Genomic DNA, 14818 nt, shown 5'->3' on the forward strand with positions numbered 1-14818 from the left:
ACGGAAATCTGGCCTCGTCACTCTCCTTGAACTACTGGTCACCTGTACAGAGTCGCTTTATAGTAACCCTCTGTTTTTCTCTCTATTGTTTTTCACTGTTTTTTTCTTCCAGGTGCGAGCGAATTTATGATTGGACGTCTGAGTGGCCAGCTAGTGGCAAAGCAACCTCCCTGGATTGTAATTGACGTTCACGGCGTAGGTTACGAGCTGGAAACCTCAATGAATACGCTGGTCGCACTTCCAGCGATCAACGAGAGCGTTTCATTATTCACTCATTTAACCATTCGTGATGACGCCCACTTACTCTATGGCTTCGGCCGTGAGCACGAACGTGCGCTGTTCCGCGCATTGATCAAGGTCAATGGCGTAGGGCCCAAGCTGGCACTGGCCATCCTGTCAGGTATGGACGAAGACGCCTTCATGCGTTGCGTGCGTGATGACGACAGTAAAGCGCTGACAACGCTGCCAGGGGTGGGTAAGAAAACCGCTGAGCGGCTGATAATTGAAATGCGCGACCGTTTCCCCGAGTGGGAAGACGGCAGCAACGCGCTACTGCCCCTTGAGGCCACTAATGGCCGCGCTAGTGCCCGAGATAGCCTCGCCGATGCGGAAGCCGCATTAGTCAGCTTGGGGTATAAACTGACTGAGGCGTCGAAAATGCTCGCCGATATCGACCCCAATCAGTCTACCGAAGCGCTGATTAAAGCCGCGCTCACCCAGCGCATGAGTGGTTAAGTAGAGCGGAATAAGTACGAAATTGCGGTTAGTGGATAGTTCTTTGTTAATAGATCTTTGTTAATAGAGCTTTGTGAATAGACCTTTTTGAATCGCCATAAAGAAGAGCACCTATGTTAGAACACGATCGGCTGATCGCCGCTGAGCCTGAACAGGGAGAGGGGCGTATTGATTACGCGATTCGCCCTAAACGGCTGGATGATTATATTGGCCAGCCGCGTGTGCGTGAACAGCTGGAAATCTTTATCGGCGCCGCCCGGCAGCGCGAAGAGAGCCTGGATCACACCCTGGTATTTGGCCCCCCTGGGTTAGGTAAAACGACCCTTGCGCATATTATTGCCACCGAGATGGGAGTCGGCATGAAGTCGACTTCAGGCCCGGTACTGGAACGGGCAGGCGATTTAGCCGCGATGCTGACTAATTTAGAACCTGGCGATGTGCTCTTTATCGATGAAATTCATCGCCTGTCGCCGGTGGTGGAGGAAGTACTTTATCCGGCTATGGAAGATTTTCAGCTCGATATCATGATTGGTGAAGGGCCTGCGGCTCGCTCCATTAAATTAGATCTTCCGCGCTTTACGCTAGTAGGCGCGACCACCCGGGCAGGGTTATTGACCTCTCCATTGCGTGATCGGTTTGGTATCGTTCAACGGCTCGAATTTTATAACCTGGAAGAGCTGACTGAAATTGTCTCGCGCTCGGCGCGCCTGTTAGGCGTCGAAACCAGCCACGCTGGCGCCATTGAAGTGGCCAGGCGTTCAAGGGGCACGCCGCGAATTGCCAACCGATTGCTACGCCGGGTGCGGGATTACGCTGAAATGAAAGGTAATGGCGTGGTCGATGTTGCCATGGCGGATGCGGCGCTCAATATGCTCAACGTGGATCACCATGGCTTGGATCATATGGATCGGCGGCTACTGCTGGCCATGATCGATAAATTTGACGGTGGGCCGGTGGGCATTGACTCGCTCGCCGCTGCGATCAGTGAAGAGCGTGACACTATCGAAGATGTCATTGAGCCCTATCTTATTCAGCAGGGCTTAATGATGCGTACCCCTCGCGGTCGGGTGGTCACCCGCCAAGCATGGCTACACTTTGAGCGTGTGCCTCACGAACAGGCAACCGATATGGAAGGAGAGCGCCGTCCGTGAGTCGTTACATAAGCGAGGGCTACCGCCTGCCGTTGCGCGTTTATATGGAAGATACTGACGCAGGCGGCATTGTCTACTACGTTAACTACTTGAAGTTTATGGAGCGTGCGCGCAGCGAATGGCTCCGCCAGTTGGGGCTCAATCAGCAAACGCTGCTAGACGAAGGTACGCAGCTAGTGGTATACCGCTTGGCCTGTCACTACGCGAAACCAGCTTGCCTGGACGATGCGTTGGAAATTAGTGCTCACGTTACCGACGTTGGCCGCTGTCGGATGACATTTGAACAGCAAGTTTGGCGTGATGAGGAACTCCTTTGCTCTGCCACAGTCGAGATAGCCTGCTTGAGCACCGAGCGTTTACGGCCTAAAGCATGGCCATCATCGCTTAAAGTTTTGACCCGGGCCTCTTAACCAAGAGGTCACTCACTGCGTCGGCAATACCGACCCTAATAGATTGATGAGGGCACCTGTGAACGATAACACCATGTCCATTCCCCATTTGATAATGAACGCCAGTACGGTAGTGCAACTGGTAATGCTGCTACTGTTGGTGGGGTCGATCCTCTCTTGGGTAGTGATTTTCCAGCGCAGTATTGCGCTGGGTCGTGCCAAGAAAGAGTACAACCAATTTGAGGAGTCTTTTTGGTCAGGTGTCGACTTAAACGAGCTCTACCGTGAGATCCCCGCCGATGACCCGCGCCACGGCGCTGAACATATCTTTCAAGCCGGTTTCCGCGAATTTAACCGTTTGATGCCTAAGACTCGTGACCCGGATACCGTACTAGAGGGTGTACAGCGCAGCATGCGCGTAGCATGGTCTCGGGAAGAGGATCGCTTAACTCAACATTTAGTGTTTCTTGCCACAGTTGCCTCCGCTAGCCCCTATATCGGCCTGTTCGGCACCGTGTGGGGCATTATGGGGTCTTTTCAGGCCTTATCTCTGACTCAACAAGCGACTCTTGCTACAGTGGCCCCCTGGATTGCTGAAGCGCTAATTGCGACAGCCATGGGTCTATTTGCGGCGATTCCTGCGGTGATTTTCTATAACCGACTGTCCAATTCGTCTTCTCGCCTGCTCGGCAAATACGAAGACTTTGCCGAAGAGTTCCACGCTATCCTGCACCGCAATTTGCAGGGCCGTGACGGCAAACCGAGCGCCAGCTAAGGGGAGAGAGTCATGCAAGGACCGTTCAATCGTAGTAGTACAAGTAAGCCGATGGCAGAAATTAACGTTGTTCCTTTCATCGACATTATGCTGGTACTGCTGGTGGTCTTTATGATCACCGCACCCATGTTGACCCAGGGCGTACAAGTTGAGTTGCCGCAAGTAACCTCCCAGCCCATTGAGACACAGGAAGATAATGATCCCATCATTATCTCGGTTAATAGCGACGGTGGTTACTTCATCACGCTGGGGGAAGACTCCACGTCGGTCACGCTGGATGAGATGTCTTCGAGAGTGACCACGATTCTTGAGCGACGCCCAGGCACGCCTGTCATGGTACGCGGTGACCGCAATGTGGCTTATGGGCAGATTGTCGTTTTAATGAGTACCCTACAAGGCGCCGGCGTTGCTAATGTGGGGCTGCTTTCTGAGCCGCCGCAAGATGGGTAAGGGCAAGGCGCACATGGTATTGAAACCTCCGCGCGATCCTCAGGATGTCGGCTATAAGTGGCCGACCGTTCTGGCGATAGGCGTGCACGTCGCGATTGTAGCGTTTAGCTTAATTAGCCTTCCTAGTCGAGACGCAGAGCCTGACAGCTCTTCGATTGTGCAGGCGACGCTGGTAAGTACCGAAACGTTTACTGATCAGGCACAGCAGGCAATAGAAGGGCAGGCGGCAATGAATGCGCCCACCGAAGCCCCTACCGAGCCGGAGGCACCGAAAGAGCCTTCAGCCAGTGAACAGCAGGCTGCTGCTGAGCAGCAAGCTGCAGAAGAGGCAGCACAGCAGGCGGCGGAAGCTGAGGCTCAAGCGCTAAAAGAAGCGCGTGCGGCCGCGGAGGATGAGGCCCAGCGCAGAGCTGAAGAAGCGGCTGAACAGGCTGAGCAACAGGCGGCCGAAGCGGCTGAACGTGAAGCCGAAGCGGAAGCTGCCGCACAGCGCCAGCGTGAAGTGGAAGAGGCGCAGCGCCAGCAGGAAGCCGCACAGCAACAGCAACGCGAAGAAGATGAAGCAGAACGCCAGCGCGAAGCGGAAGAGCAGCAGCGACGTGAGGCGGAAGAAGCCGAACGTCAGCGTGAAGCGGCAGAACAACAGCAGCGCGAAGAAGCTGAAGCCGAACGACTGCGTGAAGCCGAAGAACAGCGTCTCCGTGAGCAAGAGGAGGCTCAGCGAGAGCGAGAGACAGAAGCGCAGCGGCAACGTGAAGCCGAAGAGCAGCAGCGTCGTGAAGCAGAAGCTGAGCGCCAACGCGAAGCCGCGGAAGCTGCAGAGGCGGCCATGCAGCGCCAGTTGGCCGGTGAAGCCGAAGCGGCTGCCAATGCCCAGCAGGCTGAGCAGGCGGCCAATAGCTTTATCAACATTGTTCGTCGTGCTGTTGAGCAGGCGTGGGTGTTTCCGCCCGGTGCAAGTGATTCGATGAGTGCTACGCTACAAGTACGGCTAGGCCCATCAGGAGAGTTGTTGGCAACGTCGATTGTGGCATCAAGCGGCGATAGTGCTTTTGACCGGTCTGTGATGCAGGCCGTGGAACATGCTGCGCCGTTTGGTGAATTGCGAGATTTGCCAGCCGATCAGCAACGTAATTTACGTCAGTTTAATCTGCGATTTACCCCAGGAGATGTTCGCTGATGCAAAGCTTGAGTAAAGTGTGGTTGTTCTGTCTTCTGCTGCTAGTCAGCAGTGTGGCAAGTGCTAATTTAACCATTGAGATCACGCGAGGCAGCGATCAAGCGCTGCCTATTGGGGTGGTGCCGTTCGCCGGTTCAGACGGCCTTCCCGAAGATGTCGCACAGATTGTTCAAGATGACCTTGAGCGCAGTGGCTATTTTGCTCCCTTAGCGCGTAGCGCTATGTTTGAGCAACCTAGCCAATCTGATGATGTTCAGTTTGGTACCTGGCGTTCTCTAGACGTGCGCTATCTAGTGGTAGGCAGGGCAGCACAAACTGACGGTGGTTTTGAGCTTCAATTCGAACTGATGGATATCAGCGGTCAGCGTCGAATGATTGGTGAAACCGTGACAGTAAGAGGCGATGACCTGCGCGGGGCGGCTCACTACATCAGCGATCAAATCTTTGAAGAGATTACCGGTATTCGTGGTGCTTTCTCGACCAAGATTGCTTATGTCACCGCACAGGGTGTTGGTGACAACATGCAGTTTGGCCTGTACGTTGCCGACGCTGATGGTCGCCGTAGTGAGCAAGTGTTGACCTCTGATGAGCCAATCATGTCGCCGTCGTGGTCGCCTGATGGCACCAAGCTCGCCTATGTCTCTTTTGAAACTGAGCGTCCGGCGATCTATATCCAGGATGTGGCGACTGGCCAGCGCGTGCAAGCGACCTCGTTTGAGGGTATCAATGGCGCGCCGGCGTGGTCACCGGATGGGCGGCGTATCGCTATGTCGCTGTCTAAAGATGGCCAGCCTGAAATTTACATAATGGATGTCGCCAACCGTTCACTAGAGCGTATTACCAATAACAACAGCATTGATACGGAACCCGCTTGGGCGCCGGATGGACGCAGCCTGTTGTTTACCTCAGATCGAAGCGGTGGCCCCCAGCTTTACCAGTATTCCCTGGGTGGGGGCGAGGCTCAGCGCCTGACATTTACCGGTAACTACAACGCCCGTGGTCGCTACTCGCCGGCTGGTGAGCAGATATTCTTAATCCACCGCTCTAGCCGTGGTTACCAAGTGGCAAGGCAAGACCTAAGCGGGGACCGCTTAGTGGTATTAAGTGAATCAACAAGAGATGAATCTCCTAGTGTTGCGCCGAACGGGACCATGGTAATCTTCGCTACCCAACAGGGTAGCAATGGGGTGCTTAGTGCTGTTTCTGCCGATGGTCGCTCATCATTTAGACTGCCATCAGCACAAGGTGATGTACGTGATCCAGCTTGGTCACCCTTCTTAAATTGATCAACTTAATTGATTAACATCGAAATTTTTAGTTTTCAGGCAAGGAGTCTGATTATGCAAATTAAACCGTTGGCTCGCTCATTAGCAGCAGCGCTTTCTATCGTGGTAATCGCTGGCTGTTCCAGCACCGGCGGAACCCAAGATGGTGATTCGTACGGCAGCCAGGATGGCAGCACTACAGGTTCCAGCACCTCGGGTACAGGCACGGGTAGTCAGTATGGTTCTACTTCTGGTTCAGGTGCTGGTCAGCAGGCTGATTCGCGCATTCCTGAAGTACGCACCATTTATTTCGATTTCGACCGCGATACGATTAAGAGCGAGTACGAATCGGTGGTGATGGCACATGCGCGTTATTTACGTGCCAATCCGAATGCTCAAGTGGTTCTCCACGGGCATACAGATGAGCGTGGCACCCGTGAATACAACATGGCGCTGGGTGAGCGTCGTGCCGGTGCAGTAGAGCGCTTCCTGAATATTCAGGGTGTCTCTTCTTCACAAATGAGTGTTGTTAGTTATGGTGAAGAACGTCCGGCCGTCAATGGCCAAGACGATAGCGCCTACGCTCAGAATCGTCGCGTTGTATTTAACTACTGAGCATTTAACGACTGAGCATTTAACTATTTAGTGTTTAACCACTGATGAATCCGGCGTGCGGCTAACCGCACGCCGTTTACGTCTCCGGAGTCATCATGAATAACAGTCTTAAGCGTTACGTTGAGAGGCTGTGCGGTGCGGGAGCCTTAGTGCTCCCGCTGTCCGTATTGTCCCTAACGGCCACCGCTCAACAGCCGCTCGTTCAAGACCTTTCCAACGCTTCCAACAGCAGCTTCTATCAGCAGACGCAGCGACAGGAAGCGTCCAGCGGTAATCTGGTGCTGTTTAATCAGGTACAGGAACACCAGCAGGAAATCCAGCAGCTACGTGGTCAGATAGAAGAGCTGCGTCACCAGCTGGAGCAGTTGCGCCGCCAATCTCAGCAGCAGTATCTCGATATTGAAGATCGCCTGATGAGCAGCGGCCCAACGCAGATTGAGCAGTCAACGCCTGCGGTAGAGCCAGAAGCTGCCGAGGAAGTGGTTAATGCTCCTTCCAGCCGTAATGTCAGTGAGGACGCCCAAGCTGATTACCAAGCGGCCTTCGCACATGTGCAGGCGCGTCGTTTTGATGAAGCTATTGCGGCGTTTGAAGCCTTTGTTACCGATCACCCTGATACTAGCCTAACGGCTAATGGTCACTACTGGCTGGGTGAGCTATACGCTGCAGAAGGCAAGCTGGATCCCGCTGATCAAGCGTTTAGCCGTGTGATCGAGGAGTATAGCGGCAGCAGCAAAGTGCCGGATGCGATTTATAAGTTAGGCTTGGTAAAAGCACGTAAAGGCGAGGCAGAGCGCAGTCGAGAGCTGCTTGAACAAGTGCGTGATGACTACCCGCAGAGCAGTGCCGCAGGCCTTGCCAATGATTTTTTACGCCAATCAGCAAGTTAAATTTTGCTCCTTATAGTTTCTAAGAATAGTTTCAAGGAATCAGCATGAGCTGCAAGATCGACTATCAACCAGCGCCCAACCTATTGGAAAATCGCATCGTGTTGGTAACCGGCGCAGGCGACGGAATTGGCCGTGCGGCAGCGTTGAGCTATGCCCAGCACGGAGCAACGGTGATTCTATTGGGGCGTACCATTGCCAAATTAGAGCGCGTTTATGATGAAATCGAAGCGGCCGGAGGCCCCCAGCCAGCCATTTTTCCGCTCAACTTTGAAGGCGCCACGCTAAAGGATTTTCATGATATGGCGGAAACGTTGGACAAAGAGTTTGGACGCTTGGATGGATTGCTGCATAACGCCGGGCTGTTAGGCCGCATCACTCCCTTTGAGCAGTATAATCCCGAGCTTTGGCAGCAGGTAATGCAGGTCAATATTAATGGACCCATCTGGATGACTCAGGCACTATTACCTCTGCTGCAAGCGTCTGATGATGCGTCGGTTATTTTCACCTCCTCCAGCGTTGGCCGCAAAGGCCGCGCCTATTGGGGCGCTTACTCAGTCTCTAAGTTTGCCACCGAAGGCTTCGTCGAGGTGCTGGCCGATGAGTTGGACAATCAGTCCAATATCCGGGTTAATTCGCTCAACCCAGGTGCTACACGAACCCAAATGCGGCGTAGCGCATTTCCCGGTGAAGACCCTTTCACGTTACGCACCCCGGAAGACATTATGCCTACCTACTTATGGCTTATGGGTCCAGACAGTGCAGGCACCAGCGGCCAAAAGCTGGATGCCCAACCGCCCAAAGTATAAACGCCAAAATGGCGATGTCGATGTTCTCGGTGGTTAGCGTTTAAACGCGCCAAGGGCATCGACGAGTGCTTCACACTCTCCAAACCAGAAATCAGCAGGCCACCGCTGGTAGTCATCCTCTTTGCTAATATAGCCATAGCCAACCGCCACGGCGGTCATGCCTGCGGCTACGGCGGCCTCTATATCCCGCGCATGATCACCGATATACCAGCACTGCTCAGGCTCGACGCCTAGGCGTCGAGCAGCTTCCCAGAGCGGCTCGGGGGCTGGTTTTTTAACACTCAGATCATCCGCACAGAGTAGCGCGCCGGGCTGCAGAGCCAATGCTTCCAATAGCGGTAGGGTATAGCGGCGGGGTTTATTGGTCACAATCCCCCAGGGCCGCTGGTCGCCGTGCCACTCTTGCAGCCACATATCCAGTGGCGAGAAAACCCTGCTATGCACGGCTACTGCCTGCTCATAGGCATCAAGTAGAAATTGACGCGCTTGAGTGTGTCCCTCAGATGTGGCTTCTAACCCTAGCGCCAGCGTGACCAGCGCACTTCCGCCGTTAGAGACTTGGCGGCGAATCACTTCAAAGGGAAGTGGCTCTAAGCCATGGTGAATACGTAGCGCATTGGTTGCTTGGGCTAAATCTGGAGCGGTATCTACCAGGGTGCCGTCTAGATCGAAGAGTATCGCTTTAGGTGCTTGCATCGGCATTTAATCGCTCACCTTGCGGCAGTACATCATGTAGTTGACCGAAACATCATGGCCAACTAAACGGTAGTGTCGGGTTAGCGGGTTGTAGGTAAGACCTGTCTGCTCACGCACTTCTAAACCACTGTCACGAGACCAGGCGGCCATTTCTGAAGGGCGAATAAATTTTGCATAGTTATGCGTACCCCGGGGCAGCAGTCTAAGCACGTACTCGGCGCCTAGTATTGCGAACGCGTAGGACTTGGCAGTGCGATTCAGCGTAGAGAAAAATACATAACCGCCTGGTCGAACCAGGGCGCTGCAGGCACGAATCACGGACGCCGGGTCGGGTACGTGCTCAAGCATCTCCATGCAGGTTATTGCATCGTAAAAGCCGGGCTTTTGGACCGCCATGGCTTCCACGCTGATGTGCTGATAATCAACCTCAACGCCGCGCTCTGGCGCTTCACCAAGATCAATGCCGGTTACTTTAGCCCCACGTTTGGCCATCGATTCACTCAAAATGCCGCCGCCACAACCCACATCCAGCACTTTTTTGCCCGCCAACCCTGCACGCGCATCAATAAAATCGAGGCGCAAAGGGTTAATCTCGTGGAGCGGTTTAAATTCACCCTGCGGATCCCACCAGCGGCTAGCGAGCGCTTCAAATTTAGCGACTTCGGCGGCATCGACGTTGTCTTGATAGTGACCAGCAGTGCTATCCTGTGGTGTCGCTTGCATGTTTTGACTCCCATTGTCATTGAGCATTAAGCGAAAAGTTGACGCTTAATCACTGGTTACCGTCCATTGGCGAGGTGGCATCCATCCACGCCTTCAGTATTATGGACATTCTAACCACTCCTGTGTCGGAACGCATGAAAAGGACCTCTCTATGATTCGCAAGGCCGTACTTCCTGTTGCTGGGTTTGGCACCCGCTGCTTGCCGGCTTCGAAGGCTATTCCCAAGGAGATGATTACGATTGTCGATAGGCCAGTCATTCAATATGTCGTTGAAGAGGCAATTGCCGCTGGTATTCGCGAGACTGTGCTGGTCACCAGCAGCAATAAAAGCGCTATCGAAAACCACTTCGATACCCACGCCGAGCTGGAAGCTAGCCTGGAAGCGAAAGGTAAGCACGAGCTTTTGGCGATGTTGCGCAACCTCGTGCCTGACAACGTTAGCATTATCAGCATACGTCAAGGTGTACCGCTAGGGTTGGGTCATGCAGTGCTATGCGCTCGCCCGATTATTGGCGACGATGAACCTTTTGCGGTGCTGCTCCCCGACGTGCTGGTCGATAACAGCGCCAACCAATCGACCGACTTGGCCGACATGTTAGCGACGTATGATCAGCAGCAAAAGGCGCAGCTGATGGTGGAAGAGGTGGCTTGGGAGCAAGTAGAGAAATATGGCATCGTGGCGCCAGCCGGTGACGTGCCCGCCCCAAATCAATCGGTAGATCTCGTGGGGATGGTGGAAAAACCTAAGCGCGATGTGGCGCCCTCAAATCTAGCAGTGATTGGTCGTTATGCGCTGCCAGGCCATATTTTCCCTATTTTAGAAGCAACACAGCCCGGTGCCGGTGGTGAAATTCAACTGACCGATGCGCTGGAAACGCTGCGCCAACAGTCGGGCGTTCAGGCATATCGTATGCAGGGCACTACCTACGATTGTGGTCAGCCGCTGGGTTACCTTGAAGCCACGCTCGCCTACGCGCGTCGTCATCCAGAGTTTGGCGAAGGTTTCAAAGCCCTGCTATCACGTTACCATCAAGGAGGGTAACCCATGCGGGTGTTACTTTACGGTAGCGAATTAAGCGCAGCGACGGCAGCCGCGGCGTTGGCCTGGGTGGGCCATCAGGTGCAGTGGTTACCTCATTCCGATGCTCCCTGGTCAGCACTTTCCCAGGTGGGCTGGCTACATAGCGAGCCTCAGCTGATGGCGCATCTGGAGCAGGGCTTGGCAGAGGGAACTCTCCAGGTCATAGAGCAACTTAAAGATGCTGCCATCCCTGAAGTGGTCTGGCTGGCATTATCGCCCGAGCAGCGCAGCTCGGCCAGTGTTCTGGTTGAAGATCCGCTATTAGCTGATCAGCAGGGCATTGTGCTTATTAATAATTCAACGTTTCCAGTCGGCGATACCGAGCGCCTACATGCGCTGCTGGGCGCGCAGCATACCAGTGTTGCACTCCCCGATACTTTGGAAGAGGGCCGGGCGTGGGACTCGTTTACCCGCCCCGCTAGGCGGCTGCTGGGTTGCGATAATGCAACTGGCGAGCAGGTGACAAGAGAGCTGCTACGTGCATTTAATCGCCGCAGCGAAGTATTTCAATGTATGCCACGTCGCGCTGCGGAGCTCACCAAGCTGGCCATTAACGGCATGCTCGCTACGCGCATCAGTTATATGAATGAAATTGCTGGCTTGGCTGATACCCTGGGGGTGGATGTCGAACATGTTCGTCAGGGAATGGGCGCCGACTCACGTATCGGTTTTGAGTATCTCTACCCAGGGTGTGGGTTTGGCGGGCCTAACTTCTCACGGGATTTGATGCGTCTGGCCGACGTTCAACTGCAAAGTGGTCGTTATTCCGCGCTGCTTGAACAGGTGATGGATATCAATGAGCAGAAGAAAGAAACACTGTTCCGCAAGCTGTGGGCTCACTTTGCTGGCGAGATAGCAGGTAAGACTGTGGCGATTTGGGGCGCTGCGTTTAAACCCGGCACTGCGCGTATTGACCATGCCCCAGTATTAACTTTGCTTGAGGCGCTTTGGGCGCAGGGGGTTAAGGTTCAACTCCACGACCCAGCGGCGGTGCCTGCTCTCCACGCCTTGGTAGGCGAGCGTGACGATCTGCGTACCTATACTCATGACCCCTACCAAGCCTGTGAGGGGGCCGATGTGCTAATGCTGGTGACCGAATGGAAAACGTATTGGAACCCTGACTGGCACCGACTCGGCTCGCTATTAAACGCTAAACTCGTATTAGATGGGCGCAATATTTACGACCCTGAATTTGTTGCCAGCTGTGGATTAATGTACCGAGGTATTGGCCGTCGTGCCGATCCGAAGACTCTTTGAGGAAATGTCATGCCAGACGCCACCGCATCCTCTCGTATTGTGCCCGATGTGGATCAAAGCTTGACGGCGCAACATTTACGCCACCGAAAGGGGCCGACGCTATGGCCGCTATGGCTATGCTTGCTACTGATCATTGCGCTATTGGGCGCGGCGGCAGTTGGACTTTGGTACGAACGTGAACGACTTTTAGATGAGCTACATCGGGTGAGTGGTGAAGTTTCTAACGTGCATGCCCGCTTGGATTCGGATGACACAGATGTACAAGACACGATAACATTTGTACAAGCACAGATGTCGACGCTTTTCCAAGAGCAAGAGCAGCTATCTATGTCGTTGGCCGATACCCGCGAGGAGTTGTACAGTTTACTCACCATGAATGAGGATATGGTCTCCAGTGATTCGATCAATACGCTTTTGCAGCAGTTGGCTCAGCTGAGGGAGCAGGCTGAGTTGCGTGACAGTCAACTTATGGCAGTGCGGGAATCTCTTAATGCGCTGGAACAAACAGGAACGTCTGGTCGTCAAAATCTCGTTGAAGAAGTTGTCCACCAGGAGCAATTGACTGGGCAGCGCCTTTCAGCACTGGATAGCCAGATAAATAGTGTCAGAAGCGCATGGGAAGAACAGTTGTCTGAGCAAAGAGCCGCGATTGAGGCCCGCTTTGATGAGCTAGAAACATCCTTTGCAGAGTCTGTCGCAGAGATAGAATCGCCAGCGGGCCAGGAAGCCCTGGAAACATTGGAGCAGGAGTGGTCTCAACGCCTGAATTCGCTGGAAAGCGATGTGCGCCAAGTACGTCAAGCACAGCTTGCCTTCAGTGCCCAGCTAGAGATGTTGCGCTAACGAATTGCGTCGAGTGTATAAATGTGACTGCTTAATCTTTGACATGCTTGCGCGTTGAAATGCTTAGGCGATGAAGCCGCTGATTTAGGTTGGGATAAAAATGTATGGGAAGACAACGGCGATGGACATCAGCCACAGGACGCACGTTTTTTGCAGTGCTACCCCTGTTATGCGTATCACATGGTGCATGGGCATTAGAGGCGACCATTGCGGGCGTTTCCGATGAGGTCGAAGGCAATATCCAAGCCTATTTACAGAACATCGATGCAGCGCGATATACTGAGGTGCGCTTAGAGGGCGAAATTCGTCGACGCACCCAGGAAGCAATGCGTGTTTATGGCTACTACGAGCCGGATATAACCCTTGAGCGCGCCACTGATGAGCGCGTTTGGCTTGAAATCGAGCCTGGCCCCCAGGTTGAAATTGAAATTCTGTCCATCAATGTGGAAGGCGATGCGAGCGATGACCCGCCTTTTCAACAGGCAGTAGAAGACTTTCCCCTGCAAGAGGGGGATGTGTTGCGGCATGCCCCTTGGGATCGGCTAAGTAGTCAATTTTCAGGATTGGCTATCGAGCGAGGATACTTTGACTGGGGGTTTACCGATCGGCGCATGGAAGTACGCCCGTATTTGCGAAGTGCGCGCCTCTATATGGATTTCGACAGCGGCCCCCGCTACCAATTCGGTGAAACCTCAATAACCGGCAGCCATATTGTGCTAGACCGGTTGCGTCGCATGCAGCCATATGAGCAGGGTGATCCCTATTTGGCGAGAACCTTAGCAGAATATAACCAATCGCTTGCAGAAACCGGCTGGTTTAGCTCGGTATCGGTTCGCCCGCGCCTTGAAACCGCTCAAGAATTAACTGTCGCACCCTTTGGTGGTGGTGATCCTTGGTGGAGCGAAGCCACTGCATCGCAGCCCAAACGACCTCGTTTGAGCAGCGCAGCACTGGCCAGTGCGTTGAGTATTAATATGCGCGATAATACCCAGTTGCCCATCGATATCAGCGTCACACCTGCTGATCGTCACCAGTTCGAAGTGGGTATTGGTTATGCTACCGATGTAGGGCCGCGGCTGCGCTTTGGTTGGGAGCAGCCGTGGATCAATCGCTATGGTCACAGCCTTAAACACGACCTCTTTTTATCCTCCCCGGAACAGCGTTTTACCGGGGCGTATAATGTGCCACTCGAGAACCCCCTTCGCGATAGCTATCGGCTTCAATACGGGATCCGAAATGTCGACGATAGTGACACTCAATCAATAGAAGGCACCGTCGAGCTTGCTCGGCGGTGGAAGTTCGATAACGACTGGGTACAAACGCTCTTTTTCCGCACTACCTATGAAGACTTCGAGCAGGGCGGCGAAGCGGATCAGGTATGGCTGTTTTATCCTGGTATCCAGTGGTCACGCACGCGAACTCGTCCTCAACGCTTCCCATTATGGGGTGACCGTCAGCAGCTCTCTTTAGAGTTCTCAGATACCGTCTGGGGATCAGATGCGACATTTGCTCGCATTACGGGAGATACGGAGTGGATCCGTATGATTGGCAATGATAACCGCTTCTTGGCACGTATCAGTTTAGGGGCCATTGAAACCGATGATTTTGCCAAAATACCGCCATCGCTGCGCTTTTTTGCGGGCGGCGACCGCAGTGTGCGTGGCTACTCTTATGAGAGCTTATCCCCCCGTAACGAAGAGGGCCGACTACGCGGCGGCCAGCAAATGCTCACCTCGACCCTTGAGTATCAGCGGCGTGTGAAAGGGAATTGGTGGGGTGCCACTTTCGTGGATAACGGCGACGCCTTTGATAACTGGGGCCCCAATGATTTGAAAACAGGCGCCGGGGCCGGGGTGCGCTGGGTTTCGCCTGTGGGGCCAGTTCGCTTTGACATTGCCCACCCCTTCGACCACGAAGACGATTGGCGTTTGCACTTTTCGATTGGACCAGAATTCTAGGAGA

At 53.9% G+C, this 14818-nt stretch carries 16 protein-coding genes; 14 read left to right on the top strand and 2 right to left on the bottom strand.

Annotated elements, in window-relative coordinates; all coding sequences use genetic code 11:
- Nucleotides 1-126 precede the first annotated feature (126 nt).
- The 10 genes from ruvA to KUC_RS15800 all read left to right on the top strand — a co-directional run bounded on the left by ruvA (nt 127) and on the right by KUC_RS15800 (nt 8256).
- Entirely contained in the window at nt 127-735 is a 609-nt protein-coding gene (ruvA, locus tag KUC_RS15755; RefSeq protein ID WP_007114219.1) for a Holliday junction branch migration protein RuvA, read from the top strand.
- A gap of 113 nt (nt 736-848) precedes the next feature.
- Nucleotides 849-1886: a Holliday junction branch migration DNA helicase RuvB gene (gene ruvB / locus KUC_RS15760; protein WP_007114220.1), complete on the top strand. Its 1038-nt coding sequence runs from the start codon at nt 849-851 to the stop codon at nt 1884-1886.
- Nucleotides 1883-2296 carry a tol-pal system-associated acyl-CoA thioesterase gene (ybgC, locus tag KUC_RS15765; RefSeq protein ID WP_255157801.1) on the top strand — a complete coding sequence of 138 codons (414 nt, stop codon included), beginning with the start codon at nt 1883-1885 and terminating at the stop codon, nt 2294-2296. Before ruvB ends, ybgC begins: the two co-directional genes overlap by 4 nt.
- A 58-nt stretch (nt 2297-2354) precedes the next feature.
- Nucleotides 2355-3050, top strand: a complete 696-nt coding sequence (tolQ, locus tag KUC_RS15770) for a protein TolQ (RefSeq protein ID WP_007114222.1) — start codon at nt 2355-2357, stop codon at nt 3048-3050.
- Between the two features lie 12 nt (nt 3051-3062).
- Nucleotides 3063-3500: a protein TolR gene (gene tolR, locus KUC_RS15775; protein WP_040481233.1), complete on the top strand. Its 438-nt coding sequence runs from the start codon at nt 3063-3065 to the stop codon at nt 3498-3500.
- A gap of 13 nt (nt 3501-3513) precedes the next feature.
- Nucleotides 3514-4680, top strand: a complete 1167-nt coding sequence (gene tolA, locus KUC_RS15780; RefSeq protein WP_040481392.1) for a cell envelope integrity protein TolA — start codon at nt 3514-3516, stop codon at nt 4678-4680.
- Complete coding sequence (gene tolB, locus KUC_RS15785) at nt 4680-5966, top strand: Tol-Pal system beta propeller repeat protein TolB (protein WP_007114225.1); 1287 nt, start codon at nt 4680-4682, stop codon at nt 5964-5966. Before tolA ends, tolB begins: the two co-directional genes overlap by 1 nt.
- A gap of 54 nt (nt 5967-6020) precedes the next feature.
- Nucleotides 6021-6560: a peptidoglycan-associated lipoprotein Pal gene (pal, locus tag KUC_RS15790; RefSeq protein WP_040481235.1), complete on the top strand. Its 540-nt coding sequence runs from the start codon at nt 6021-6023 to the stop codon at nt 6558-6560.
- A gap of 95 nt (nt 6561-6655) precedes the next feature.
- On the top strand, nt 6656-7450 hold the full coding sequence (ybgF, locus tag KUC_RS15795) for a tol-pal system protein YbgF (RefSeq protein WP_040481236.1): 795 nt from the start codon (nt 6656-6658) through the stop codon (nt 7448-7450).
- A 44-nt stretch (nt 7451-7494) separates the two neighbouring features.
- Nucleotides 7495-8256 carry a YciK family oxidoreductase gene (locus KUC_RS15800; protein WP_007114228.1) on the top strand — a complete coding sequence of 254 codons (762 nt, stop codon included), beginning with the start codon at nt 7495-7497 and terminating at the stop codon, nt 8254-8256.
- Between the two features lie 33 nt (nt 8257-8289).
- Here KUC_RS15800 and KUC_RS15805 read toward each other — a convergent pair whose 3' ends face one another.
- Together KUC_RS15805 and ubiG are read right to left on the bottom strand one after the other, a co-directional pair.
- Complete coding sequence (locus tag KUC_RS15805) at nt 8290-8958, bottom strand: HAD-IA family hydrolase (protein ID WP_007114229.1); 669 nt, start codon at nt 8956-8958, stop codon at nt 8290-8292.
- Nucleotides 8959-9675, bottom strand: a complete 717-nt coding sequence (ubiG, locus tag KUC_RS15810) for a bifunctional 2-polyprenyl-6-hydroxyphenol methylase/3-demethylubiquinol 3-O-methyltransferase UbiG (RefSeq protein ID WP_040481238.1) — start codon at nt 9673-9675, stop codon at nt 8959-8961.
- A gap of 151 nt (nt 9676-9826) precedes the next feature.
- Here ubiG and galU point away from each other — a divergent pair, with 151 nt between their 5' ends.
- The 4 genes from galU to tamA all read left to right on the top strand — a co-directional run bounded on the left by galU (nt 9827) and on the right by tamA (nt 14814).
- Nucleotides 9827-10717 (top strand): UTP--glucose-1-phosphate uridylyltransferase GalU, encoded by an 891-nt coding sequence (gene galU, locus KUC_RS15815; RefSeq protein WP_007114231.1) that lies wholly within the window; start codon nt 9827-9829, stop codon nt 10715-10717.
- A gap of 3 nt (nt 10718-10720) precedes the next feature.
- On the top strand, nt 10721-12013 hold the full coding sequence (locus KUC_RS15820) for a nucleotide sugar dehydrogenase (RefSeq protein WP_007114232.1): 1293 nt from the start codon (nt 10721-10723) through the stop codon (nt 12011-12013).
- A 9-nt stretch (nt 12014-12022) separates the two neighbouring features.
- Nucleotides 12023-12856, top strand: a complete 834-nt coding sequence (locus KUC_RS15825) for a hypothetical protein (protein ID WP_007114233.1) — start codon at nt 12023-12025, stop codon at nt 12854-12856.
- A 104-nt stretch (nt 12857-12960) separates the two neighbouring features.
- Nucleotides 12961-14814, top strand: a complete 1854-nt coding sequence (gene tamA / locus KUC_RS15830; RefSeq protein ID WP_040481239.1) for an autotransporter assembly complex protein TamA — start codon at nt 12961-12963, stop codon at nt 14812-14814.
- Nucleotides 14815-14818 lie beyond the last annotated feature (4 nt).

Origin of the sequence: Vreelandella boliviensis LC1, from assembly GCF_000236035.1 — a bacterium.
GTDB lineage: Bacteria > Pseudomonadota > Gammaproteobacteria > Pseudomonadales > Halomonadaceae > Vreelandella > Vreelandella boliviensis.

Coding starts and splice junctions, on each gene's coding strand:
- ruvA (WP_007114219.1), top strand. CDS start 127: ATGATTGGACGTCTGAGTGGCCAGCTAGTGGCAAAGCAACCTCCCTGG.
- ruvB (WP_007114220.1), top strand. CDS start 849: ATGTTAGAACACGATCGGCTGATCGCCGCTGAGCCTGAACAGGGAGAG.
- tolR (WP_040481233.1), top strand. CDS start 3,063: ATGCAAGGACCGTTCAATCGTAGTAGTACAAGTAAGCCGATGGCAGAA.
- tolA (WP_040481392.1), top strand. CDS start 3,514: ATGGTATTGAAACCTCCGCGCGATCCTCAGGATGTCGGCTATAAGTGG.
- tolB (WP_007114225.1), top strand. CDS start 4,680: ATGCAAAGCTTGAGTAAAGTGTGGTTGTTCTGTCTTCTGCTGCTAGTC.
- pal (WP_040481235.1), top strand. CDS start 6,021: ATGCAAATTAAACCGTTGGCTCGCTCATTAGCAGCAGCGCTTTCTATC.
- ybgF (WP_040481236.1), top strand. CDS start 6,656: ATGAATAACAGTCTTAAGCGTTACGTTGAGAGGCTGTGCGGTGCGGGA.
- KUC_RS15800 (WP_007114228.1), top strand. CDS start 7,495: ATGAGCTGCAAGATCGACTATCAACCAGCGCCCAACCTATTGGAAAAT.
- KUC_RS15805 (WP_007114229.1), bottom strand. CDS start 8,958: ATGCCGATGCAAGCACCTAAAGCGATACTCTTCGATCTAGACGGCACC.
- ubiG (WP_040481238.1), bottom strand. CDS start 9,675: ATGCAAGCGACACCACAGGATAGCACTGCTGGTCACTATCAAGACAAC.
- galU (WP_007114231.1), top strand. CDS start 9,827: ATGATTCGCAAGGCCGTACTTCCTGTTGCTGGGTTTGGCACCCGCTGC.
- KUC_RS15820 (WP_007114232.1), top strand. CDS start 10,721: ATGCGGGTGTTACTTTACGGTAGCGAATTAAGCGCAGCGACGGCAGCC.
- KUC_RS15825 (WP_007114233.1), top strand. CDS start 12,023: ATGCCAGACGCCACCGCATCCTCTCGTATTGTGCCCGATGTGGATCAA.
- tamA (WP_040481239.1), top strand. CDS start 12,961: ATGGGAAGACAACGGCGATGGACATCAGCCACAGGACGCACGTTTTTT.